Annotated in this window: 23 protein-coding genes, 2 tRNA genes and 1 pseudogene; 11 read left to right on the top strand and 15 right to left on the bottom strand. The window is 67.7% G+C overall.

Features of this window, described 5'->3' with window-relative positions; genetic code table 11:
- Positions 1–78 precede the first annotated feature (78 nt).
- From mgtE to AC07NN_RS21905, 4 genes are all read right to left on the bottom strand, one after another.
- The gene (mgtE, locus tag AC07NN_RS21920) at positions 79–1,533 is read right to left on the bottom strand and encodes a magnesium transporter (protein WP_494645766.1); all 1,455 of its coding nucleotides are present in this window, start codon (positions 1,531–1,533) and stop codon (positions 79–81) included.
- Between the two features lie 151 nt (positions 1,534–1,684).
- Positions 1,685–1,769 (bottom strand) — tRNA-Leu (locus tag AC07NN_RS21915).
- A gap of 77 nt (positions 1,770–1,846) precedes the next feature.
- Complete coding sequence (locus AC07NN_RS21910) at positions 1,847–2,269, bottom strand: hypothetical protein (protein WP_494645764.1); 423 nt, start codon at positions 2,267–2,269, stop codon at positions 1,847–1,849.
- Positions 2,270–2,324: 55 nt separating this feature from the next.
- Positions 2,325–2,630, bottom strand: coding sequence for a FliM/FliN family flagellar motor switch protein (locus AC07NN_RS21905; RefSeq protein WP_494645946.1), 306 nt, complete (start codon positions 2,628–2,630; stop codon positions 2,325–2,327).
- Between the two features lie 17 nt (positions 2,631–2,647).
- On the opposite strand from AC07NN_RS21905, the gene lipB reads away from it, so the two are divergent.
- Complete coding sequence (gene lipB, locus AC07NN_RS21900) at positions 2,648–3,373, top strand: lipoyl(octanoyl) transferase LipB (RefSeq protein WP_494645762.1); 726 nt, start codon at positions 2,648–2,650, stop codon at positions 3,371–3,373.
- Here lipB and AC07NN_RS21895 read toward each other — a convergent pair.
- The 4 genes from AC07NN_RS21895 to AC07NN_RS21880 all read right to left on the bottom strand — a co-directional run bounded on the left by AC07NN_RS21895 (position 3,370) and on the right by AC07NN_RS21880 (position 6,893).
- Complete coding sequence (locus tag AC07NN_RS21895) at positions 3,370–3,774, bottom strand: DUF805 domain-containing protein (RefSeq protein ID WP_494645760.1); 405 nt, start codon at positions 3,772–3,774, stop codon at positions 3,370–3,372. The two genes, lipB and AC07NN_RS21895, sit on opposite strands and share 4 nt — an antisense overlap.
- Positions 3,775–3,846: 72 nt before the next feature.
- Complete coding sequence (locus tag AC07NN_RS21890; protein ID WP_494645759.1) at positions 3,847–4,341, bottom strand: DUF805 domain-containing protein; 495 nt, start codon at positions 4,339–4,341, stop codon at positions 3,847–3,849.
- Positions 4,342–4,359: 18 nt separating this feature from the next.
- The gene (locus AC07NN_RS21885) at positions 4,360–4,854 is read right to left on the bottom strand and encodes a DUF805 domain-containing protein (RefSeq protein WP_494645757.1); all 495 of its coding nucleotides are present in this window, start codon (positions 4,852–4,854) and stop codon (positions 4,360–4,362) included.
- Between the two features lie 44 nt (positions 4,855–4,898).
- Complete coding sequence (locus AC07NN_RS21880) at positions 4,899–6,893, bottom strand: acetyl-CoA carboxylase biotin carboxylase subunit (RefSeq protein ID WP_494645755.1); 1,995 nt, start codon at positions 6,891–6,893, stop codon at positions 4,899–4,901.
- A gap of 23 nt (positions 6,894–6,916) precedes the next feature.
- On the opposite strand from AC07NN_RS21880, the gene AC07NN_RS21875 reads away from it, so the two are divergent.
- From AC07NN_RS21875 to AC07NN_RS21865, 3 genes and pseudogenes are all read left to right on the top strand, one after another.
- Complete coding sequence (locus AC07NN_RS21875) at positions 6,917–10,834, top strand: LamG-like jellyroll fold domain-containing protein (protein WP_494645753.1); 3,918 nt, start codon at positions 6,917–6,919, stop codon at positions 10,832–10,834.
- Entirely contained in the window at positions 10,831–11,334 is a 504-nt protein-coding gene (locus tag AC07NN_RS21870; RefSeq protein WP_494645751.1) for a GlcG/HbpS family heme-binding protein, read from the top strand. The genes AC07NN_RS21875 and AC07NN_RS21870 overlap by 4 nt, the downstream gene beginning before the upstream one ends.
- A gap of 14 nt (positions 11,335–11,348) precedes the next feature.
- A pseudogene (locus tag AC07NN_RS21865) lies at positions 11,349–11,440 on the top strand (hypothetical protein); the annotation flags it as partial.
- 12 nt (positions 11,441–11,452) lie between these two features.
- Here AC07NN_RS21865 and AC07NN_RS21860 read toward each other — a convergent pair.
- Positions 11,453–12,031, bottom strand: a complete 579-nt coding sequence (locus tag AC07NN_RS21860; protein ID WP_494645749.1) for a type 1 glutamine amidotransferase family protein — start codon at positions 12,029–12,031, stop codon at positions 11,453–11,455.
- 52 nt (positions 12,032–12,083) lie between these two features.
- On the opposite strand from AC07NN_RS21860, the gene msrB reads away from it, so the two are divergent.
- Positions 12,084–12,563 carry a peptide-methionine (R)-S-oxide reductase MsrB gene (gene msrB, locus AC07NN_RS21855; protein WP_494645747.1) on the top strand — a complete coding sequence of 160 codons (480 nt, stop codon included), beginning with the start codon at positions 12,084–12,086 and terminating at the stop codon, positions 12,561–12,563.
- A gap of 129 nt (positions 12,564–12,692) precedes the next feature.
- Positions 12,693–13,301: an alpha/beta hydrolase gene (locus tag AC07NN_RS21850; protein WP_494645944.1), complete on the top strand. Its 609-nt coding sequence runs from the start codon at positions 12,693–12,695 to the stop codon at positions 13,299–13,301.
- A 19-nt stretch (positions 13,302–13,320) separates the two neighbouring features.
- On the opposite strand, the gene AC07NN_RS21845 is transcribed toward AC07NN_RS21850, so the two are convergent.
- Positions 13,321–13,405 (bottom strand) — tRNA-Leu (locus AC07NN_RS21845).
- 102 nt (positions 13,406–13,507) lie between these two features.
- Between AC07NN_RS21845 and AC07NN_RS21840 the strand changes: the two genes are divergently transcribed.
- Entirely contained in the window at positions 13,508–14,512 is a 1,005-nt protein-coding gene (locus AC07NN_RS21840) for a P1 family peptidase (protein ID WP_494645745.1), read from the top strand.
- On the opposite strand, the gene AC07NN_RS21835 is transcribed toward AC07NN_RS21840, so the two are convergent.
- From AC07NN_RS21835 to AC07NN_RS21815, 5 genes are all read right to left on the bottom strand, one after another.
- Positions 14,487–15,008 carry a MarR family winged helix-turn-helix transcriptional regulator gene (locus AC07NN_RS21835; protein WP_494645743.1) on the bottom strand — a complete coding sequence of 174 codons (522 nt, stop codon included), beginning with the start codon at positions 15,006–15,008 and terminating at the stop codon, positions 14,487–14,489. The genes AC07NN_RS21840 and AC07NN_RS21835 overlap by 26 nt on opposite strands.
- A gap of 253 nt (positions 15,009–15,261) precedes the next feature.
- Positions 15,262–15,504: a hypothetical protein gene (locus tag AC07NN_RS21830; protein ID WP_494645942.1), complete on the bottom strand. Its 243-nt coding sequence runs from the start codon at positions 15,502–15,504 to the stop codon at positions 15,262–15,264.
- Positions 15,505–15,550: 46 nt separating this feature from the next.
- Positions 15,551–15,799, bottom strand: coding sequence for a DUF3297 family protein (locus AC07NN_RS21825; protein ID WP_492812284.1), 249 nt, complete (start codon positions 15,797–15,799; stop codon positions 15,551–15,553).
- Between the two features lie 106 nt (positions 15,800–15,905).
- Positions 15,906–16,373 (bottom strand): EF-hand domain-containing protein, encoded by a 468-nt coding sequence (locus AC07NN_RS21820; protein ID WP_494645741.1) that lies wholly within the window; start codon positions 16,371–16,373, stop codon positions 15,906–15,908.
- Positions 16,374–16,384: 11 nt separating this feature from the next.
- On the bottom strand, positions 16,385–17,170 hold the full coding sequence (locus AC07NN_RS21815; protein WP_494645739.1) for a DUF4198 domain-containing protein: 786 nt from the start codon (positions 17,168–17,170) through the stop codon (positions 16,385–16,387).
- Between the two features lie 162 nt (positions 17,171–17,332).
- Between AC07NN_RS21815 and AC07NN_RS21810 the strand changes: the two genes are divergently transcribed.
- The 4 genes from AC07NN_RS21810 to AC07NN_RS21795 all read left to right on the top strand — a co-directional run bounded on the left by AC07NN_RS21810 (position 17,333) and on the right by AC07NN_RS21795 (position 21,408).
- Positions 17,333–19,531 carry a TonB-dependent hemoglobin/transferrin/lactoferrin family receptor gene (locus AC07NN_RS21810; protein ID WP_494645737.1) on the top strand — a complete coding sequence of 733 codons (2,199 nt, stop codon included), beginning with the start codon at positions 17,333–17,335 and terminating at the stop codon, positions 19,529–19,531.
- 145 nt (positions 19,532–19,676) lie between these two features.
- Positions 19,677–20,285 carry a YqaA family protein gene (locus tag AC07NN_RS21805; protein ID WP_494645735.1) on the top strand — a complete coding sequence of 203 codons (609 nt, stop codon included), beginning with the start codon at positions 19,677–19,679 and terminating at the stop codon, positions 20,283–20,285.
- On the top strand, positions 20,282–20,848 hold the full coding sequence (locus AC07NN_RS21800; RefSeq protein ID WP_494645733.1) for a disulfide bond formation protein B: 567 nt from the start codon (positions 20,282–20,284) through the stop codon (positions 20,846–20,848). Before AC07NN_RS21805 ends, AC07NN_RS21800 begins: the two co-directional genes overlap by 4 nt.
- Positions 20,848–21,408 (top strand): demethoxyubiquinone hydroxylase family protein, encoded by a 561-nt coding sequence (locus AC07NN_RS21795; RefSeq protein ID WP_494645730.1) that lies wholly within the window; start codon positions 20,848–20,850, stop codon positions 21,406–21,408. Before AC07NN_RS21800 ends, AC07NN_RS21795 begins: the two co-directional genes overlap by 1 nt.
- Positions 21,409–21,495 lie beyond the last annotated feature (87 nt).

Genomic DNA, 21,495 nt, shown 5'->3' with positions numbered 1-21,495 from the left:
TTTGAGACATACGCGGATGCGTTCGCCTGTCTCGGCGCAAGGTCGGCGCCAGTTTTCCCTATCTAAGAGAAATGCGTGTCAGTGCAGCAGCAGCGAAGCGATCAGCAGCACGGCGAAGAAACCGGTGAAGTCGGTCAGGAAGGTCACGAAGATCGACGACGAGACCGCCGGGTCGCGTCCCATCTTCTCCAGCGCTAGGGGCATCAGGATGCCGCCCAGGGCCGCCGTGAAGATGTTGGCGATCAGGGCCGAGCCGACGATGATCGCCAGCTTGCCGTGGTGCTCCGAGGGACCGAAGAACATGTAGGTCGCAGCCCCCATGACCAAGGCCAGGCTGACGCCGTTGACGAGGCCGACCAGCAGTTCCCGCGCCACGATCCGGCGAGCGTTGGCCGTGGTCAGCTCCTTGCTGGCCAGGGCGCGCACGGCGACGGCCAGGGTCTGGGTGCCGGCGTTGCCGCCCAAGGACGAGACGATCGGCATCAGGATGGCCAGGGCCACCAGCTGGGCGATCTCGGCCTGGAAGATGGCCACGCCGCTGACGGCCAGGGTGGCGGTCGCCAGGTTCAACATCAGCCACGGCAGGCGCGACTTGACGATCTCGATCACCGAGGCGTCACGGCCGGCGTCGGACACACCGGCCAGGGCCAGGATGTCTTCCTCGGCCTCGTCGCGGATGACCTCGACGATGTCGTCGACGGTGATCTGGCCCACCAGCCGCCCGCCCGGCTCGATCACCGGAGCGCTGATCAGGTGGTACTTGTCGAAGATGTAGGCGACCTCTTCCTGGTCCATCGCCACATCGATTTCGGTCACCGCCTCCATCAACTCGGCCAGCGGCGTCTCGCGGCGGCTGCGCAGCAGGATGCTGATCGGGATGGCGCCCACCGGCTTGTAGGTCGGATCGACCACATAGACGTCGAAGAACAGCTCGGGCAGCTGGTCGCCGGCCTCGCGGACATGGTCGATGGTCTGGCCGACGGTCCAGAATTCCGGCGCGGCCAGGAATTCGCGCTGCATCAGGCGACCGGCGGTCTCGTCCTCGTACGACAGGGTCGTCTCGATGGCGGCGCGGTCGGTCTCGCCCATGGCGGCCAGCACCTGGAAGCGCTTGGTGTCGTCCAGGTCGTCGATGACGTCGGCGGCGTCGTCGGTGTCCAGTTCCTCCAGCGCCCGGGCCAGGGTGACCGACGGCGTGGCGTCGAGGACCTCTTCCCGGATGTTCTCGTCCATCTCCGAGATGATCTCGCCCAGCGCCTCGGGATCCAGCAGCGGGATCACCTCTTCGCGGTAGTCGGCTGTGAGAAAGCCCATCAGATCGGCGACGTCGGCCGGCTCCAGGGCCGTCACCAGCTCGCGCAGACGCTTGGTGTCGCCGCTGTCGGCGGCGTCGATCACCATCTCGACGTATTCGGGATTGAGGGCGTAGTCGTCGCCTAGGGCGAGATCTTCCAGCTCCTCGGGGGTCTCGGACTTCGCCAGCGGAATGTCGTCCAGCACGTCGTCGGTCAGTTCGGCGGGTTCCCGGGTCATGGGGGCCTCCTGAGCTCTTAGAGCGCTGGGTTCGTGGCTGATTGGTCCGATGAAGCGACCCTGAGGCGAAATCAGGGCCTGAAACGATTAGAGCGCGCCCAGCGAGTCGGAAACCGATTTCGCCAAGCACGCTCTACTCTTGTTTCACCACTGGTGCGGTCGAGAAGACTCGAACTTCCACGGGTTGCCCCACAGCGACCTCAACGCTGCGCGTCTACCAATTCCGCCACGACCGCTCGTGGTGAGGGGCGGCAGGTAGCAAACTGAATCGGCTTTGGGAAGAGCGGAGTTGATATGTCGCGGAACTAGCGGCTCACGGACGGCGCTTGCGGCGCGGGATCAGTTCGTATGGGTTCTTGTCGTCGTCGGGAAAGGCGAGGAAATCCATCTTCAGCAAAAGGCCTTTCGCGACGAAACGGCCGTCGACCTTGGCCCTGGTCTCGCCAACCTTAGCGCCGTTCCGGTGGAACTGCGGCTCGACGAACAGGAAGCTCAGCCGGTCGCCTTCGATCTTGGCCGGGAACCGGAGCGGTTCGTGGCATGCGCCCTCACACAGCGCGAAATCCACCGTCGGCGACGGGCCGTCATTGACCTGGATTCGGATGCCGCCCTCATCGCCAGTCTCGGCCGAAACCCGGACGGAATCGAAGAAGCCGCTACGCGAAGGACTTGCCGCCAAGGCGCTGGTCGCCAGCAGAACGCCGGCCAGGATCAGGACCGCGTGTCGATACCGCATGACGCCTCCGTTGGGCCGTCATGTTGGCATGCTCTCGCGCGAATGCAACCGAAGGTTACGCGCCGCCGGCCATGTAGTCGTAGACGTCGGCCGCGCGGGTCACCTGGATGGCGATGCGGTCGTCGCTGATCTGGATTTCGCCACGGGCGATCGGGTGATTGTTGGCCAGGATCCAGACTTCGTCATTGGTCTTGGCGTCCAGCGGGATCACGGCGCCACGGCCCATGCGCAGCAGTTGCTGCATAGGCAGGATCGAGCGCCCCAGCAGGACCGAGATCTCGACATTGACGGCGTTGACCTGGCTCACGAAGTAAGACCCTTGAACTGACACGCACGACCTGACTGGCCGCCGCGTCACGATTGCAAGATTAAGGCCGCATGCTTTCTCTCCCGTTAAACCCCGAAAACACTGGGCTTCCGACCATGGGGCGCGATGACGCGGCGCCGGTGGGGTGGGCAGTTTCGACCGGGCAGGTCCCCTACCCGGCAGCCGTGGCCGCCATGGAGGCCCGCGCGGCCGCCATCGCCGACGGGACGGCGGGCGAGCTGATCTGGCTGCTGGAGCATCCGCCCCTCTACACCGCCGGGGTCTCGGCCAAGGGCGGCGACCTGATCGAGCCGGACCGCTTCCCGGTGTTCGAGAGCGGGCGCGGCGGGCAGTTCACCTATCACGGCCCTGGCCAGCGGGTGGCCTATGTGATGCTGGACCTGACGAAGCGCGGCCGCGACGTGCGCGCCTTCGTCGCGGCGCTGGAGGCCTGGATCATCGACGCCCTGGCCGCCTTCAACGTCATCGGCGAGCTGCGCGACGGTCGCGTCGGCGTCTGGGTCGAACGCAAGGGCGTGGGCTGGAGCCGCGAGGACAAGATCGCCGCCATCGGCGTGAAGCTGCGCAAATGGGTCAGCTTCCACGGAATCAGCCTGAACGTGGAGCCGGAGCTGGACCACTTCTCCGGCATCGTGCCGTGCGGCCAGACCGAGCATGGTGTGACCAGCCTGGTGGACCTGGGTCTGCCGGTGACCATGGACGAGGCCGACGCAGCGCTGAAGACCAGCTTCACGAGGGTGTTCGGGCCCGTCGAGGACGCTGACGCGCCGGTCTAGACCGAAGCCGCCTTCAGCGGGTTCACCCCATAGCGGTTCGCGCCCTGCTCGCCGCCCATGACGCCCAGCTCGACCACCGCCCAGACGATCACCAGGCAGAACATGAAGTCCAGGAAGTGCTCGGGCTGCGGCCAGACCGCGATCACGGCCACCAGGATCAGCAGCGACCACCAGCCCGAGCGGCCCCGGTCATGCAGGCGCTTGGACAGCACGCAGGCGCCGGAGAACAGCAAGGCCGGATAGACCAGCCAGCCGGTCAACCAGTGCAAAGTGTAGCCGGCAATGGCCTCATACAGCACCGCCACGCCGATCAGCACGCCGGCGGCGATCAGGAACGGGGTGCGCGACAGCCTGCCGTTCGACGACAGGAACAGTTCCGCCCATTCGCTACGTCCGCTCATGCCCGCCTCTTCGAGTCGGCAATCGGCCGACGCGGGCAATCTAGAGCCTGCGCCGCATTCGAGCAAAGGTCGTCAATCGAAGACCTCGGCCAGGTCCGTCCCCACGCCGTCCGAATAGCCCTTGGGCGAAGGGCCATAGCGGTTGCGGCCCTTGGTTCCCTCCATCAGGCCGTAGTCGATCAGCATATAGAACGAGCCGACCGCCTGGACGAGCAGGAACCCCGCCGCGATGTTGCTGGCCTCGGCGTCCATCAGCAGGCCCATCGCAACGCCCACCCCATAGAGCACGCCGACCACGATGGCGCTGTAGAGGGCCGGACGGTTCCGGTCGTGTCCGCGCCGCACGACGATCGCCGCGCTAGGCCAGAAGAACAGCAGGTCCAGACCCAGGCGCAGCGGAAGCGCCTCCGGAATGCTCATCGGCATATGGGTCCACGCCAGGCCAAAGCTCAGCGCGAACATGCGCGCCACCGCCACGCCGACCACGATCAGCCAGTAGTCGAGGCGCTTGGCGCGGCCTTTGAAGCCGAACAGGGCGTGGATCAGGGAGCTGGTCTTGAACGCCACGGCGAGCCCTCGCCAGACCTATTCGAAGACGGTCGCGATATCCTGCTGCCGGTGCTGCGGCCCGAGCCCCTTGGGCGAGGGGCCGTAGCGGTTGGGTCCCTGCGTGCCGTCGATGAAGCCGTAGTCGATGCCGAGGAAGCCGACGCCGCCCAGGATCACCAGGCCGCAGGCGATCATCGCGCCGTTGGCGTTGAAGGCCTGAGCCATGGCCATGGCCACGGTCGCCACAACGACGCCGATCAGCAGCGCGATGCTGAACAACGCCGGGCGATTGCGGTCATGACCGCGCTTCACCAGCACCGCCAGGGTGGGCCACAGGAACAGCAGTTCGATGACCCCGCTGGCCCAGCCGCCGTCCTTGGTCTCGATCTGACCGGTCACGGCGGCCAGGACCATCGTGAGGACCGCCTTGAAGATGCCCAGGCCGAAACTGGTGATCCAATACTCCGACCGCCGCATGCGACCGTCGAAGCTGAAAAGGCCGTGGATCAGAGGATGAGTCTTGTTCGCCATGGCGCGAAGCTAGCGACTCTACCGGAGGTCGCAAGGCCTTACCTCTAGGCGAACTCCACCAGCACCTCGTCGGCCGCGACCGGGTCACCGCCCTTGGCGTTGACGGCTTTGACCACGCCGTCGCGCTCGGCGCGGATGATGTTCTGCATCTTCATGGCCTCGAGCACGCAGACGACCTCGCCCTCGCGGACGGTCTGGCCAGCGGCGACGTCCATCGAGACCACCAGGCCCGGCATGGGCGACAGCACGAGCTTCGAGGTGTCGGCGGCCTGCTTCTCGGGCAGCTTGTCGTGCAGCTCGGCCGAGCGCGGGGTCAGGACCAGCACCCGGGCCTTGGCGGCGCGGTGGCGGATCGTGAAGCCCTCGGCGGCCGGAGCGACCTGGACCGTGAAGGCCTTGCCGCCCAGGGCGGCCTTGAACACCGGCTTGCCCGGACGCCAGTCGATGTCGGTCAGCACCAGGGTGCGGTTCTCGTCGAGCAGGTTTACGGCGATATCGCCATCGCCGCTGACCTTGACGCGGCGCTTGGCGTGGCCGACGGCGACGACCCACTCGTCGCGCGGCGCGCCGATCAGGCCCGAGGCGTACGACCAGGCGCGGGCGGCGTAGACCCGCTGCATCGCCGCGCCGACGGCGGTCAGGATGTCGATCTGTTCGGCGGTCGGCTCCGTGCCGGCGAAGCCGTCCGGGAACTCGTCCTTGATGTAGTTGGTCGACAACTTGCCGGACCGGAACCGCTCCTGGTCCATGACGGCGGCCAGGAACGGAATGTTCTGGCCAAGGCCCTCGATGTGGAAGTCCTCGAGCGCGCGACCCATGCCCTCGACGGCGGCGATGCGGGTCGGGGCCCAGGTGCAGAGCTTGGAGATCATCGGGTCGTAGAACATCGAGATCTCGTCGCCCTCGCGGACGCCGGCGTCGTTGCGGATCTTGTAACCGTCTTTGTCGCCTTCCGCCGGCGGGTCGTAGCGCACGAGACGGCCGATCGACGGCAGGAACTTGCGGTACGGATCCTCGGCGTAGATGCGGCTCTCGATGGCCCAGCCGTTGATCTTCAGGTCAGCCTGGCTGAACGCCATCTTCTCCCCGTAGGCCGAGCGGATCATCTGTTCGACCAGATCAAGGCCCGTGATCAGCTCGGTGACCGGGTGCTCGACCTGCAGGCGGGTGTTCATCTCCAGGAAGAAGAAGCTCTTGTCCTGGCCGGCCACGAACTCGACCGTGCCGGCCGAGTCGTAGTTCACGGCCTTGGCCAGGGCGACGGCCTGGGCGCCCATGGCCGCGCGGGTCGCCTCGTCCAGCAGCGGCGACGGTGCTTCCTCGATGACCTTCTGGTTCCGGCGCTGGATCGAGCATTCGCGCTCGAACAGATGGACGACATTGCCGTGCTTGTCGCCCAGCACCTGGATCTCGATGTGGCGCGGGCTCTCGATGAACTTCTCGATGAAGATCCGGTCGTCGCCGAAGCTGGCCTTGGCCTCGGCGCGAACGGCCGGGAAGCCTTCCTCGACGTCCTTGCGGTTCCAGGCCACGCGGATGCCCTTGCCGCCGCCGCCGGCCGACGCCTTGATCATCACCGGATAGCCGATCTGCTCGGAGATCGTCACGGCCTCGGCGGTGTCGGCGATCTCGCCGATGTGGCCGGGCACGCAGGAGACGCCGGCGGCCTGGGCGAACTTCTTGCTCTCGATCTTGTCGCCCATGGCGCTGATGGCGCCGGGGTTGGGACCGATGAACACGATCCCCTCGTCGGCGCAGCGTTGGGCGAAGCCGGCATTCTCGGACAGGAAGCCAAAGCCCGGATGCACGGCCTGGGCGCCGGTCTGCTTGCAGGCGGCGATGATCTTGTCGGCGACGAGATAGCTCTGATTGGCGGGCGAGGCGCCGATGTGGACAGTCTCGTCGGCCATCTCGACGGCCAGGCTGCCGGCGTCGGCGTCGGAGTAGACGACCACCGTCTTGATCCCCAGCCGACGGCAGGTCTTGATCACCCGGACTGCGATCTCGCCACGATTGGCGATCAGGATCTTCGTGAACATCAGTTACTTCCGCCCGCAGATTTTTGTGCTTTGCAGCATGGCCTATCAGGCCTCGTCGGGTTTGCAAGCATGCCCTTACGGCGCTACACCAGCACCCAGGCATGACACCGGTTACCAACAGTAAGGTCCGAGATGTCCGCCATCGGGAGGAGACGGTTCCTATGAAGGCGATTTTCCTTGGGTCGGCCTGTGCGCTGATCCTGGCCCATGCGGCCGCCGCCGCGCAGAGCTCCGAGCCGGCGCTGCTGTTCAAGGTCTCGGGCGACAAGGGCCTGGTGGCCGACATCGCGGCCGGCGACCCGACCCCCAACTTCGCCGACAAGGTCACCTCGATCGACAACGGCAAGGCCGGCAAGGGCTTCCACGCCGAGGACGACGGCGTCGTCTCGTGGAACGCGCCCAGCAACATCCAGGCCCAGCGCGGGACCCTCTCGTTCTTCTGGCGCTCGGGCTATCCGGTTGGGGTCGCGCCGTTCGTGATCTTCCGCGTCGGCTATGCGGACCATTCGAGCTGGGACATGGCGTTCCTGCGCGTCGACTGGAACGGCGAGGGCTTCGACGCCTTCGTGACCGACAACGGCCTGGCGCGTACGCGTGTGTCGTTCAAGGTTCCGAAGAACCCCGCGCCGGACGCCTGGACCCACCTGGCCTTCACCTGGGACGAGACGACGGGCGTCCAGCTCTTCGTCGACGGCAAGCTGGCGGCCAAGACCGAGACCAAGGCGGTCTATGACGCCGGTCTCGACCAGTTCGGCGTCGCCGGCCGCGTGGTCGCGCCGCACCAGGTGCAGAGCCGCTACAACTTCACCCGCGGCGGCGACCTCGACGAACTGCGCGTCTACGACCGCCCGCTGGCCGCCGACGCCATCGCGGCTCTCGCCCGCAACGAGGCCCCGCCCGCCGCGGCGCCGGTCGCCACGCTGGACGATCCGGCCATCCACGCCGCCTGGAAGCAGCGCTACGGCTGGGCCCTGGCCACGCCGCCCCTGCTGACCGACGACAAGACCACGATCCGCAAGGTCGAGTTCAAGGACGTCAAGGACATCAAGGAGTGGATGTGGAAGGGCACGGACGGCATCTCCGAAACCACCTGGCCCGGCGTCTACAACCGCTCGCGCCTGCCCGGCCGTGACGACTACTTCCAGCTGCCGGACTGGAACGTCTATGTCGACGGCGGCAAGGCTCTGACGCTGGCGCTGCCGGACGAGCCGATCAACCGCATCGAGATCCAGGGTCCGGCCTATGGCGGTCTGTCGTGGGCCGCCAAGGCCGGCGACAAGGGCGCGGCGGTCGGGACGGTCGCCAAGGACCAGATGCGCTCGCTGAACACCCTGGCCCAACCGCTGAAGGGCGGCGTCCTAACCTTCACCAACGTGGCCCAGGAGACCCCGATCCAGGAGATCTGGGCCTACAACGTCTCGGCCGGGGCCGAGCCGAAGGACGCGTTCAAGATGAGCTACACGGTCCGCGCCGACGTGGCGCCGGACTATCTGAACCTGGCCGACCTCAACGCCTACATCACCGGCCGCCACCCAGTCGGCGAGCGCGCCTCGGTCGTGGCCATCCCGGACGCGGCGCCGACCCGACCGCGTCCAGCCGGCGACCTGACCGCCAAGGGCCTGCCGATCGTCCACGTGCTGATCCCGTCGGGCTTCGGCGATGCGCCGGCCGCCAAGCCGCTGGCCCGCAACTGGGCCTATGGCTGGGAGAACGCTCGCGACGGCCTGGACGGCGTGGCCATCGACATCCCCGCCCTGCCCGGTCCGGGCGGAACGACGATCCCGCTGAACATCCAGGTCAAGGACCCGATCTGGCCGGGCCGCAACATGATCGACGTCAGCGTCTCGGTGAAGGCTGGCGAGGCCCGCACCCTCTGGCTCGATATGCGCGACCGCATTCTGACCGCCGACAGCCTGTACCTGACCATCGCCGCCGACAGTACGGACTTCGGCCCCAAGGCCCTGGACGGCGCCAAGATCCGCCTGGTGCTGAAGGACCGGGACAAGGCCAAGGCCGAGCACATCGCCGACCGCCTGAACCAGGTGAAGGACAACTGGGCCTTCCTGGTCGAGGAGCACACGACCTCCAAGCGCCAGGGCCTCTATCGCCGTCTCTATGCCGACATCTCCGACCTGCTGCGCGTCGATCCCGACAACCAGATCGGCCGCGAGTACTGGGGCGACATCACCTATGGCAGCCAGGGCTGGCCGGCCTTCGATCAGCCCAAGCCGACCGACGGCACGCCGCTGTGGGCCTTCCGCCAGACCGAAGACCTGAAGCTGGTCTCCAAGTTCATCAACTGGTGGATCGACGAGCGTCAGGCCGACTTCGGCGACTTCGGCGGCGGCCTGTCGGACGACAGCGACCTGCTGCAGCAGTGGCCGGGCGTGGCGCTGATGGGCGTCCAGCCGGACAAGATCACCCACTCGCTGAACCGCATGGCCGACGCCGTCTACAAGAACGGCATGTTCACCGACGGTCTCTCGACCATCGTGACCGACGAGTTGCACGCCTACGAAGAGGGCATCAACTCCAACTCCGAGGCGATGTACGTCAACTACGGCGACCCGCTGACCGTGGAGCGCCTGTTCACGACCGTGAAGGCCCTGCCGCGCGTCGTTGACAAGAACCCGGCCGGCCACGTCCACTTCAACACCAACTGGTACAGCGGCAAGATCTCGTACCGCGAGGGGCCGTGGGAGTGGCAGAAGCCGTATTCGTTCGGCGTCACCCACCCGTCGATCCTGATCGCCGACTACAATGGCGATGCGACCGCCAAGGCCACCGTCGTCGGCCTGGCCGACGGCTACCTGGCCCACGTCAACAAGAAGGACGGCTCGTACCCCAACGAGATCAACTGGCGCAGCGACGCCGAGCGCGGCGGCACGGTGCTGCAGGGCTCGGGTGCTGACGGTCCGTTCCAGGTGTTCTGGTCGGCCTACCGCATCACCGGCGACAAGAAGTACCTGACCCCGATCACCTGGCGGATCGGCAAGAACAGCATCCGCTCGCTGGCCAGCATCAACGAAAACGCCCTGGCCGAGATGAACCTGGGCGCGGCCAACAAGGATCTCATCGTCAGCGCCGCCAAGCGGGGCGGCGCGATCGAGCGCTACAGCGCCTGGACCCTGACCGGCGACAAGACGTTCCTCGAGGATCTCTATGCCGACGAGATCCAGTGGAACGCTCAGCACATGTACATGCACACCGAAGGCCACTGGTGGTCGGACCGCGTGGAGCTGCCGAGCGATATCCTACAACGCACCCGCCTGGGCGGCATCGCCAACAAGCGCGGCCAGATGACACCCGGCCACACCGTCTCGTGGCGCTTCGACAATGCCGACGGCACAGAGGTGGCGCTGCTGGTCAAGGACGCGACCAAGACCGGCTTCAAGGTCATCGCCTACAACACCACCGACAAGCCGGTGACAGCGACCATGACCGGCTGGAACGTCGCGCCGGGCCAATGGAGCCTGGTCCAGGGCCTGGACGCCAACGGCGACGACAAGATCGACGGTGCGGGCGAGACGCGCTCGGTCGCCTTCGAACGCAGCCTGGGGACCAAGGTCGTCCTGGCGCCGCGCCAGACCACGATCATCGACATGGCCCTGACCAAGGCGGGCGATGATCCCGCCAAGCGGGCCGACCTGGGCATCGGTCGCGGCGACGTGACGGTGAAGGGCTCGGCGGTCACCGCCAAGGTCCACAGCCTGGGCGCTCAAGATGCACAGGCCGCGAAGCTGGAACTGGTCGATACGGCCGGCAAGGTGGTCGGCAGCGCCGCCATCCCGGCCCTGAAGGCTCCGCTGGACTTGCTGCCCAAGACCGCTTCGGTGAAGCTGAAGATCCCGGCGGGCGTGAAGGCCTCGGGCCTGCGGGTTCGCATCGTCTCCACCCAGTCCCAGAACACCGCCCTGAACGACGAGGTCGTGCTGCCATGAAGAAGACGTTCGCCCTGATCGCCGCCGGCCTGACCTTGGTCGGCGGTTCGGCCCTGGCCCAGACGGCTCCGGCCGCCGCGCCCGCGCCGCCGCCCGCGCCGGCCTATTCCAGCCGGGTGATCAGCCTGGCCGAAGCCAAGACCGTGGTCGCCGCCGCCGAGGCGGAAGCCCGCAAGAACGGCTGGACCATGGTCTTCGTGATCCTTGAGTCGAACGGCCAGCAGGTGCTCGCCCAGAAGATGGACGGCACCCAGTACGGCTCGAACGAGGTGGCGCTGAAGAAGGCCCACACCTCGGCCAACTTCCGCCGCCCGACCTCCTACTTCCAGGAGGCGGTGAAGGCCGGCACGCTGAACTCGATCTTCACCGGCGCCACCGCCGTGGAAGGCGGCGAGCTGTTGCTGGTCGACGGCAAGATCGTCGGCTCGATCGGCGTCTCGGGCGGCACCGGCGCCCAGGACGGCCAGGTGGCGCGGGCTGGGGCGGCGGCGCTGAAGTAGACGGCTAGCGCAGCGGGCCCGTCCTCGCCCTTCGACAGGCTCAGGGTGAGGACTATTGCCGTTCAGTAGAAAACCTCACCCTGAGCCCGTCGAAGGGCGGGGTTTTCGGCTCCTCAGCCTACCCCGCAGAAAATTCCTTCGCGAACATCGCCTCGTAACCCGCGATCATCTCCTCGGCCTCCGGCGCCACCAATCGCGCCACGGCCGCCGCGAAGGTCACCGGCGCCAGGCCCGAGGCGCTGACCACCTTGCCGTCGGTCACCGCCTTGGGCGTGTCGACATAGTGGTCCGAGCCCGCATAGCCAGGGACCTGCTCGGCGAGCCAATCCTTGCCGTTCGAGGTGTGCCTGCGCCCCTCGAACAGACCGGCATGGGCCAGGGCCGTGGTCGCGCCGCAGATGCCGGCCACCGGCTTGCCGTCGGCGAAGGCCTGGCGGATCAGCGCCGAGATCGCCGGGTTCTCGCCCTTGGCCCATTCGTCGCTGCCGATCAGGATGTAGAGGTCGGCGTCGCTGAGCACCGGGTCGTCGAAGCGATAGTCCGCCGCCGCCAGCACGCCGCCGATCGAGGTCTCCGGGTCGCCGGTCGGGGTGGCGATCTCGATCTGGACCTTCAGGTACCGACGCAGCAGCACCAGGACCCCGCCAGTCTCCCAATCGGCCCAGCCCGGCTGCAGGAATGCGACGGCGACGGTCATGAGTTTCTCCAAGTGCTACCGGTTCAACGCTCGAGCGCTTACATTGGCGTTCATGACAGACACCGCCACCCTTTCAACCGCCGGCTTCGACCTCACGCCGCCGACGGAAGCCGAGCGCGAACGCCTGGAGGCCGACCTGACGGCCGAAGAAGCCCGCGTGCTCCTGCATCACGGCACCGAGGCCCCGTTCTGCGGCGGCCTGCTGGGCGAGAAGAACCCCGGCGTCTATGGCTGCCGCCTGTGCGGCCTGCCGCTGTTCAAGCACGAGACCAAGTTCGAGAGCGGCACCGGCTGGCCCAGCTTCTACGCGCCGTTCGCCGAGGATCACGTGCTGGCCGTGCGCGACACCTCGTACGGCATGGTCCGCATCGAGACCCGCTGCGCCCGCTGCGACAGCCACCAGGGCCACGTCTTCCCGGACGGCCCGGCCCCGACGCGGCTGCGCTACTGCATCAACTCGGTGTCGCTGCAGTTCGTGAAGGCCGGCGATCCCTTGCCCGACCCGCTGCATCGCGGCGACAAGATCGGCTGAGTTCCAGCCTGAAATCCCGGTCTCGCCCCAGCTTTTCTGAATTCCTATCGAATTGATATGAATTGAGCGAAGGCGCGGACCGGGCCTATCTGCGGCTCGACCATCCAAGCGTTCGAGTTCCGCATGATGATGCCCCCGCCCTCCGCCTTCGAGCCCGCGCGCGCCTTTCGTGGCGACGACAACGGTCCGCCGATCCTGATCGTGCCGGGCCTCTACAATTCCGGTCCCGACCACTGGCAGAGCCATTGGGAGCGCGAGCTGCCCGGGGCCGAACGCGTCGACCAGCAGGACTGGGAGCGCCCGCTGCTGGGCGACTGGACCATCAGCCTGGCCGAGGCCGTGCGCCAGCGCCCCGGCGCGATCCTGGTGGCCCACAGCCTGGGCTGCGCCCTGGTCGCCCACTTCGCCCAGGTGACGGGCGGACGCGGCGTGGGCGGCGCCATGCTGGTGGCTCCGGCCGACGTCAACCGCGAGGGTCCCGCTGGCCGCCTGCTGGTCGGCTTCTCGCCCATCCCCCGCCAGCGCCTGCCCTTCCCCAGCCTGGTCGTGGCCAGCCGCGACGACCCCTATGTCGAGATCGAACGCGCCGAGGCCTTTGCGCGCGGCTGGGGTTCGGACTTCGTCGACCTGGGCCGCGCCGGGCATATCAATGTGGAGTCGGGGCACGGGGCCTGGAGCAAGGGCCGGACGCTGCTACGCGGCCTGATGCGGAAGGTCGAGGCGGTGGAGCAGCCGTAAGTTCTGAACTGGAAGGAGTTGGTGCGGGCGGTCGGGGTCGAACCGACACTCCTTTCGGAACCGGATTTTGAGTCCGGCGCGTCTACCAGTTTCACCACGCCCGCGTGCTTCGCTTTCGCGAAGGGTGGTCTTCCTAGCAGGCGTCGGCGGCGAATTCCAGTCTCGTGGCGACGGGTTTAGCATCCGCCGTGAACGAGAGATTCCCGATGCTGAAACCCGGCCCCCGCAACCTGATCACCGACATCCCGGGCCTGCTCGTCGGCTGCGTCGAGGACGAAGCCGTACGGACGGGCGTGACGGTCGCCCTCTGCCCCGAGGCCTGGACGGGCGCCGTCGACGTGCGCGGCGGCGGGCCGGCGGTGCGCGAGACCGACACGCTGCGGCCGGAGAACAGCTTCTCGCGGGCCCACGCCATCTGCTTCTCGGGCGGTTCGGTGTTCGGCCTGGGCGCGGCCGACGGGGCGGTGGTGGCGATGTCGGCGCGGGAGATGGGTCTGAAGCTGTCGCCGGGAACGCCGGCCATTCCCATCGTGCCGGGCGCGTGCCTGCACGACCTGGCCAATGGCGGCGACAAGGCCTGGGGGCTCACCCCGCCCTATCGCGAGCTGGGCATGAGGGCCGTGGCCGCAGCAGCCGAGGACTTTCCGCTCGGCTCGGCCGGCGCGGGACGCGGAGCCATGGCCGGGACCCGCAAGGGCGGGCTGGGCTCGGCGTCCATCGACCTGGGCGGCGGCCTGATCGTTGCGGCGCTGGTGGCGGCCAATCCGGTCGGCTCGCCCTACATGGCCGACGGCGAGACGTTCTGGGCCTGGCCCTTCGAGATCGACGGCGAGTTCGGCGGCAAGCGGCCGGGCGACCTGCCGCCGACCGTCGATCCCATTCCGGACGACTCGAAACTGGCCGCGCGGCTGAAGGCGGGCGCCAACACCACCCTGGCCCTGGTGGCGACCACCGCCGACCTCAGCACGGCCGAGGCGCAGCGCATGGCGATGATGGCGCATGACGGCATGGCGCGGGCGGTGCGGCCCTCGCACACGCCGTTCGACGGCGATGTCTGCTTCGCCCTGGCCTCGGGGGCGGTGTCGCTGGGAAGCGATCCGATGCGCGGCTTGCAGCGGGCGCGGATCGGCGCGGCGGCGGCCGACTGCGTGGCGCGGGCGATCGCTCGCGCTGTGTATGAAGCCGCTAGGGCTCGACCGTCGGCGGGCTGATCGTCTCGCCGCCGGTGAGTTGGATGGCGGCGGTTTCCAGGTGGTCGAGCAGGCGCTTGAACAGAGCCACCTCGCTAGGGGCCAGGCCCGCCAGCAGCGTCGCCTCGTAGGCCAGGGCCAGCGGCGCGATCTCGGCGAACAGGCGGCGGCCGGCGGCCGTCAGCTCCAGGGTGTGCGAGCGGCGGTCCGAGCGGACGGTGGTGCGGGCCACCAGGCGACGGACGACCAGCTCCTGCGCCGCGCGGCTGACCCGGACCTTGTCCATGGCCGTGCGAGTGACGGCGGTGTGCTGGGTCAGGTCGCCCTCGGCCAGCACCGACATCAGCCGCCACTGCGGGATGGTCAGGCCGAAGCGATCCTCGTAGGCGCGGGCGATCAGGCGACTGACCGCCGCCGAGGCCGTGGCCAATCGATAGGGCACGTAGTCGACAAGGCTGACGTTCGCTTCAGGCGTTTCGGAGGCGCCAGACGTGATCGTGGAAACCGTCGCGGTCATGTCCTTCCTTTCGTCCTCCCAGGCGCAGCCGCCTCGAAGGGGCAGCCTTCGCCAAATCATTTCGGGGCCGCCTTGAGAATCGGCCCCGCGGATACTCTTGGTGTGAGCGTCCCTCGCCCCGGCCTCAACGGCGCGGCGATCTGGCTCGAACGAACATGAACATTCGCACGCCGCTTGGGCAGAGAATAGCCGTCTCGCCTTCCTGAACGGCGTTCTTATGCCTCGGGGCCCGGAACGGAGTTCAGGACGACGCTCAGGCGGGGCGCGGAATGCGTTGGGAAACGCGCGCGCCGTGGTCGTAGCGCGACGGCCCGCCATAGACGGTCACCTCACAGAGGATGTCGCCGCCCTCCTCCGAGGCCCAGATATAGTTGCGCTCGACCTCGACATAGCGACCAGCCGGCGAGATGCCTTCGAAGGTGTCGCCCCACGGGACGACGCTCTTCAGCTCCTGCCAGCGCAAGGTCGTGGCGCGCGAAAGCTCGTCGCGCGCCATCGCCTTGAGGTCGGGATCGCTCACCGGATCACTCACCGGACAGGCCTCAGCCTTCGGCGGTGTCGCGGAAATAGGCCTCGACCTCGCCCTGCAGCTTGAGGGTCATCGCGTTGCCCTTGCGGTCCACGGTCTTGCCGGCGGCGACGCGGACCCACTTCTCGCTGATGCAGTACTCTTCGACGTTGGTCTTCTCGACGCCCTTGAAGCGGATGCCGATGCCGCGTTCCAGCAGGTCGGCGTCGTAGTACGGGCTGTCCGGGTTGACGGAGAGGCGGTCGGGAGGCGTGTCGCTCATGGTCTTCGGCTTTCGGTCTGGGCCGCGCGGCCCGTGTCTTGGCCGGCGGTGATAACGACGAAACGCTGAAAATCCAACTGTGGCGACACGCCTCCCCGCCTTCGACCTAGTTCTGCTGGTCTTCCTTGACCGGATCGGCGGGCGACACGGTCCCGTCGTTGTTGGTGTCGTGGGTCACGAACATCCGCCAGCCGGAGTAGTCGAACTCGGCCTTGGTGATCGCGCCGCTCTTGTCGGTGTCGAGCACGCCGAAGCGGACCTCGGCCTGGCGCATCTGGCGGATGCGTTCCTCTTCCTTCTTCTCGGCCGTGCGGTCCGAGGCGGCGAGGTTCTTCTCCAGACGGGCCTTGAACTCGCCGACATACTCGGCCTGCGACAGCGCGCCGCTCTTGTCGGCGTCGGTCTTGGCGAACTGGATGGCGCGGGTGGCGGCGAACTCGTCCTTGCTGACGACGCCGTCGCCGTTCTGGTCCTGCTCCTTGATGAAGGTGTCGCGGGCGTGAGAGGCGGCAAAGGCGGTCCCGGCGCTGAGCGAGACGACCAGGGCGGCGGCGAGGATCTTGCGGGTCTTCATGGGGTGTCCGATCAGCGGAGGGATTCGAAGGTCAGGGCGTAGGTGAAGCTCTGGCCGGGCTGGCCGGCGGCGGCCGGGGCGACGCGGTAGCGGGTCTGGGCCTGGTAGATCCCCGACTTGTCGACCTTGACGGCGAAGCGGCCCTTGGCGTCGCTCTTCACGGTCTTCGGCGCGGCCTTGGTGTCGGCGTAGCGGTCGTCGGCGCCCTGGAAGGTGACCTCCTGGCCCGCCAGCGGCTTGCCATCGAACAGCACCTCGAACACGGCGTCCTGGCCGGTGACGATCTTGCTGGGGTGGGTGATCGCCTTGAACTCCAGGCCCTTGCCGATCGGGGCCAGGGCCGCGTCGCTGGGCGCGCCGCGCGTCACATAGACATCGGCCATGGTCAGGCTCTGCATGTCGATGGCGTCGGCCGGAGCCTTCTCGCCTTCAAAGAACTTCCACTCGCCGCCCACCAGCGCCGCCTTGGCGGTGCGGCCGCCGCGCTGGCCGGTGGTGATGCGATAGGTGCCGGGCTTCTCGGTCGCGGCCTCCACCAGCGCCAGTTCGCGCGTGTAGGTCGGGGTCAGCGGGGTACGCACGCCGTCGGGGCCGATCACGGCATAGGCGTCGGACTTCATCACCACCTCGGGGACGAAGAAGCTCTCGGTGAACGAGCCCTGCACCGTGACGATCTTGCGATCCGAGGCGTCGAACACGGTCGGCAGCAGATAGGGCGAGTGAGCGTGGGCGGCGGGCGCGGCGAGGCTGAGCAGGAGCGCGCCGCCCATCAGGCCGGCGCGGAGAGAACGGATCATCGGGAGCACCCCAGGCGCCGCTCCAGTCGCGGCGAATTTGGGATATTGCGATTAGTTCTGAGAATCAATTGCAAATAACTTGACCGGTCGATGAGGCGGCCTTAGGCCCTCGCTCATCAACTGCGAACAATTCGCATCTGCAAGCTATCGAAGGGGATCTCGATGTCTCGCCTGAAGCTGGCCGCCCTGGCCGCAGCCTCCACCGCCGTCCTGTTGGCCACGACCGCCCATGCCGAGGACGGTGCGAATGCCGACGCCGTCGAGGTCGACAAGGTCACCGTCACCGCCACGCGCTCGGAAAAGGCCGTCACCAAGGTCCCGGCGACCGTCACCGTGATCTCGGGCGACGAGATCGAAGACGGCCTGGTCAAGGATATCAAGGATCTGGTCCGCGACGAACCGGGCGTCTCGGTCCGCAACGCGCCTGCCCGCTTCACCGCCGCCGGCGCCTCGACGGGCCGTGACGGCAACGCCGGCTTCAATATCCGCGGCCTGGAAGGCAATCGCGTGCTGATCGTCGTCGACGGCGTGCGCGTGCCCGACGGCTTCGCCTTCGGCGCCCAGTCGGTGGGTCGCGGCGATCACGTCGACCTGGACACCCTGAAGTCGGTCGAGATCGTGCGCGGTCCCGCCTCGGCCCTCTATGGCGCCGACGGCCTGGCCGGCTCGGTCAGCTTCATCACCAAGGACCCGTCCGACATCCTGAAGGGCGACGACACGTTCGCCGGCCGCGCCCGCGTCGGCTACGCCTCGGCCGACAAGAGCTGGACCGAGAGCCTGCTGCTGGCCGGCAAGTCGGACCGCTGGGAGGCCCTGGTGGCCTATACCCGCCGCGACGGCGAGGGCACCAAGACGGCGGGGACCAACGACTCGGCCAATACCGACCGCACCACCGCCAACCCCGAGGACAACCAGTCCAACGCCATCCTGGGCAAGCTGATCTACAGCCCCAACGACAAGAACCGCTTCCGCCTGACGGTCGACCACCTGGACCGTGACGTCGACTGGACGGTGCTGTCGGCCATCGCCAAGCCGCCGCTGGCCTCGACCAGCGCCATCGGCCTGACCGCCTTCGACAAGGTCAAGCGCAACCGGGTCAGCGCCGACCACCGCTTCGACGGCGGCGAAGGCCTGATCAACGCGGCCCGCACGACCCTCTATTGGCAGAAGAGCACCACGCGCCAGTTCTCGGCCGAGGACCGCTACACCGCCGCCGATCGCACGCGTGACGCCACCTTCGACAACCGTGTGTTCGGCGCCGGCGTCGAGCTGCACACCGCTTTCGACAAGGGCTCTGTGAAGCACGACATCGTTTGGGGCGGCGACGCCTCGGTCACCCGCCAGCAGGGCACGCGCGACGGCACGGTGCCGCCGGCCGGCGAGACCTTCCCGGCCAAGGCCTTCCCGACCACCGACTTCACCCTTGCCGGTCTCTACGTCCAGGACGAGATCACCACCGGCAAGGTGACCCTCTATCCGGCCGTCCGCTTCGACTACTACAAGCTCGACCCGAAGGCCGATCCGCTGTTCACCACCGCAACCTCGGGCCAGAGCGACTCGCACCTGTCGCCCAAGCTGGGTCTGGTCTGGGAAGCCAGCGACCTGGTCACCGTATTCGCCAACGCGGCGGCAGGCTTCAAGGCCCCCTCGGCGTCGCAGGTCAACACCGGCTTCGCCAACCCGGTCTCGAACTACAAGTCGATCTCGAACCCGGACCTGAAGCCCGAAACCAGCCGCACCATCGAAGGCGGCATCCGCCTGCGCCAGGGCGGCTGGCGCGTGGCCGTCACCGGTTTCACCGGCGAGTACGACGATTTCATCGAGCAGGTGCAGGTCAGCGGGGCGTTCACCGCTACCAACCCGGCCGTCTACCAGTACATCAACCTGTCGGGCGTGAAGATCAGCGGCCTCGAGGCCAAGGCTTCGTTCGAGCTGGGCAAGGGCTTCACCGCCCGCGCCGCGGCCTCGTACGCCACGGGCTCGTCCGAGACCAACGGCGTGAAGACGCCCCTGGTGTCGATCGATCCGGTCAAGCTCACCGGCGGCGTCGCCTATCGCGCCCCGTCGGGCAAGTTCGGCGGCGATCTCAGCGTCATCCACTCGGACCGCAAGGCGGCCAGCCGCGCGGGCGTGACCTGCACCGGCGGCTGCTTCCTGCCGCCGTCGTTCACCGTGGCCGACGCCACCGCCTGGTGGGCAGCGACCGACACGGTGACCGTGCGCGCCGGCGTCTTCAATCTGACCGACGAAAAGTACTGGTGGTGGAGCGACGCGCGCGGCCTGGCCGACACGTCGACTGTCAAGGACGCCTACAGCCAGACCGGCCGGAACTACAGCGTCTCCCTGGCTCTGAAGTTCTAGTCGGTACCGGACGGGGCGCTTCCCGTGCTGGGGAAGCGCCCCGGTTTCGGCGCGCGTGGGCCGGGAAGCCGCGCGCGCCGACATCCGGGAGGACAAGCGTCCCTCCCCCTGCTAGCAACGGACCTTAAGTTTCCTCGGAGTCCGCATGCTGCGTCGCCTCTACGACTGGGTCATGGGCCTGGCCGCTTCCCGTCACGCTTCCAAGAGCCTGTTTGCGGTCTCGTTCGCCGAGAGCTCGTTCTTCCCGATTCCGCCGGACGTGATGCTGGCCCCGATGTGCCTGGCCAAGCCGGAGAAGGCCTATCGCTACGCCCTGATCTGCACCATCGCCTCGGTGCTGGGCGGCGCCCTGGGCTATGCGATCGGCTTCTTCCTGCGCGACTTTGGCCTCTGGATGATGGCCGCGACCGGTCACTCGGGCGGCCTTCAGGAGTTCCAGTGCTGGTACGCCAAGTACGGCGTCTGGGTGATCCTGGCCAAGGGCCTGACCCCCATCCCCTACAAGCTGGTGACCATCGCCTCGGGCCTAGCCGCCTTTGCTTTCCCGGTGTTCATCGCCGCCTCGGTCGTGACACGCGGCGCGCGCTTCTTCCTGGTCGCCTTCATCATCAAGAAGTTCGGCCCCACCCTGCTGCCAATCGTCGAGCGCCGCCTGGCGCTTTTCGCCGGTCTGTTGATCGCCCTCCTTGTCATCGGCCTGACCGCGAGCCATCTCATCGGCGGGGGCGGACATGGTGGAGCTTGCGCCGCATGACGAATGAACAAACCAAAGTTGCCCAAGGGGGAGCAGAGCGCGGCTTGATCGGGCGGGTCTATGACGTGGTCACGCGGCACTGGCCGCTGATCGCCTTCCTCTCCAGCGCCCTGATGCTGGCCATCGCCCACAGCTTCGAGAAGTTCGGCGGCCTGGCGCCCTGCCACCTCTGCCTGAAACAGCGCGAGGTGTTCTGGGTGGCCGGTGCGGTCGGCCTAATCGCCGCGATCCTGCAGCGTACGCCGCTGTGGTCGCGCCTGCGCCAGCCCGCCAACCTGCTGCTGGGCGCAATCTTCCTCTACAGCGCGGGCCTGGCGGCCTTCCACGCCGGCGTCGAGTGGAAGTGGTGGCCCGGTCCGACCACCTGCACCGGGACCGGCACGGTCACCCTCGGCAGCCTGGAGGCCGCGCTGAACGGCGCGACCAAGCTGAAGCCCCCCATGTGCGACAAGGCCGCCTGGGTGTTCTTAGGGTTGTCCATGGCCGGCTGGAACGCGCTGATCTCGCTGAAGCTGGCGATCTGGGGCGCGCTCTCGGGCCTGCGCAAGGCGGAGACGCTTTGATGAGCCGGCCGGTTCCGCCGCGTCCGGGCCAAGGCGCCCTGGCCTCTCGCCTCGCCGAGATCCTGCGCGTCGACCAGGCCGGCGAACTGGCGGCCGTCCACATCTATCGCGGCCAGGCGGCGGTCATGCGCGCCAGCCCCGGCCGCGAGCGCATCGCCGATCAGTTGAAGGAGATGGAGGGCCACGAACAGGTCCACCTGACCCGCTTCAACGAACTGCTGACCGAGCGCAATGTGCGCCCGACCCTGATGTCGCCCGTCTGGCGCGCGGCCGCCTTCGCCCTGGGCGCGGGCACCGCCCTGCTCGGGGACAAGGCCGCCCACGCCTGCACCGAGGCCGTCGAGAACGTCATTGAGAAGCATTATGCCGGCCAGATCGAGGAGCTGAAGGACCGCGATCCGGCCCTGGCCGCCGAGCTGACCCAGTTCCGCGATGACGAACTCTCGCACCGCGACCTGGCCATCGAGGAAGGCGCTCACGAAGCCACCGCCTACCCACTGCTGACCGCCGTGATCCAGGCCGGCTGCCGGGCCGCGATCAAGATCAGCGAGAAGATCTGAAGCCGGCGCTTGGCGTCCGTGCCGGGCCAGCCTACCGATACGCCCCAACAAGACCTTCGTGTTGGGGAGTCGCCCACTTGTCCATTC

Source organism: Caulobacter sp. GW821-FHT09H08 (genome assembly GCF_059415885.1).
The sequence above is the reverse complement of the archived record's forward strand: the minus strand, read 5'-3'. Positions and strand labels throughout refer to the sequence as shown.

Excerpts from the sequence above, each read along its gene's own strand:
- AC07NN_RS21805 (WP_494645735.1), top strand. The coding sequence starts at position 19,677 with ATGCTGCGTCGCCTCTACGACTGGGTCATGGGCCTGGCCGCTTCCCGT.
- AC07NN_RS21870 (WP_494645751.1), top strand. The coding sequence starts at position 10,831 with ATGAAGAAGACGTTCGCCCTGATCGCCGCCGGCCTGACCTTGGTCGGC.
- msrB (WP_494645747.1), top strand. The coding sequence starts at position 12,084 with ATGACAGACACCGCCACCCTTTCAACCGCCGGCTTCGACCTCACGCCG.
- mgtE (WP_494645766.1), bottom strand. The coding sequence starts at position 1,533 with ATGACCCGGGAACCCGCCGAACTGACCGACGACGTGCTGGACGACATT.
- lipB (WP_494645762.1), top strand. The coding sequence starts at position 2,648 with ATGCTTTCTCTCCCGTTAAACCCCGAAAACACTGGGCTTCCGACCATG.
- AC07NN_RS21830 (WP_494645942.1), bottom strand. The coding sequence starts at position 15,504 with ATGGCGCGCGACGAGCTTTCGCGCGCCACGACCTTGCGCTGGCAGGAG.
- AC07NN_RS21820 (WP_494645741.1), bottom strand. The coding sequence starts at position 16,373 with ATGAAGACCCGCAAGATCCTCGCCGCCGCCCTGGTCGTCTCGCTCAGC.
- AC07NN_RS21860 (WP_494645749.1), bottom strand. The coding sequence starts at position 12,031 with ATGACCGTCGCCGTCGCATTCCTGCAGCCGGGCTGGGCCGATTGGGAG.
- AC07NN_RS21810 (WP_494645737.1), top strand. The coding sequence starts at position 17,333 with ATGTCTCGCCTGAAGCTGGCCGCCCTGGCCGCAGCCTCCACCGCCGTC.
- AC07NN_RS21795 (WP_494645730.1), top strand. The coding sequence starts at position 20,848 with ATGAGCCGGCCGGTTCCGCCGCGTCCGGGCCAAGGCGCCCTGGCCTCT.
- AC07NN_RS21835 (WP_494645743.1), bottom strand. The coding sequence starts at position 15,008 with ATGACCGCGACGGTTTCCACGATCACGTCTGGCGCCTCCGAAACGCCT.
- AC07NN_RS21840 (WP_494645745.1), top strand. The coding sequence starts at position 13,508 with ATGCTGAAACCCGGCCCCCGCAACCTGATCACCGACATCCCGGGCCTG.
- AC07NN_RS21850 (WP_494645944.1), top strand. The coding sequence starts at position 12,693 with ATGCCCCCGCCCTCCGCCTTCGAGCCCGCGCGCGCCTTTCGTGGCGAC.
- AC07NN_RS21885 (WP_494645757.1), bottom strand. The coding sequence starts at position 4,854 with ATGGCGAACAAGACTCATCCTCTGATCCACGGCCTTTTCAGCTTCGAC.
- AC07NN_RS21800 (WP_494645733.1), top strand. The coding sequence starts at position 20,282 with ATGACGAATGAACAAACCAAAGTTGCCCAAGGGGGAGCAGAGCGCGGC.
- AC07NN_RS21815 (WP_494645739.1), bottom strand. The coding sequence starts at position 17,170 with ATGATCCGTTCTCTCCGCGCCGGCCTGATGGGCGGCGCGCTCCTGCTC.
- AC07NN_RS21895 (WP_494645760.1), bottom strand. The coding sequence starts at position 3,774 with ATGAGCGGACGTAGCGAATGGGCGGAACTGTTCCTGTCGTCGAACGGC.
- AC07NN_RS21880 (WP_494645755.1), bottom strand. The coding sequence starts at position 6,893 with ATGTTCACGAAGATCCTGATCGCCAATCGTGGCGAGATCGCAGTCCGG.
- AC07NN_RS21910 (WP_494645764.1), bottom strand. The coding sequence starts at position 2,269 with ATGCGGTATCGACACGCGGTCCTGATCCTGGCCGGCGTTCTGCTGGCG.
- AC07NN_RS21825 (WP_492812284.1), bottom strand. The coding sequence starts at position 15,799 with ATGAGCGACACGCCTCCCGACCGCCTCTCCGTCAACCCGGACAGCCCG.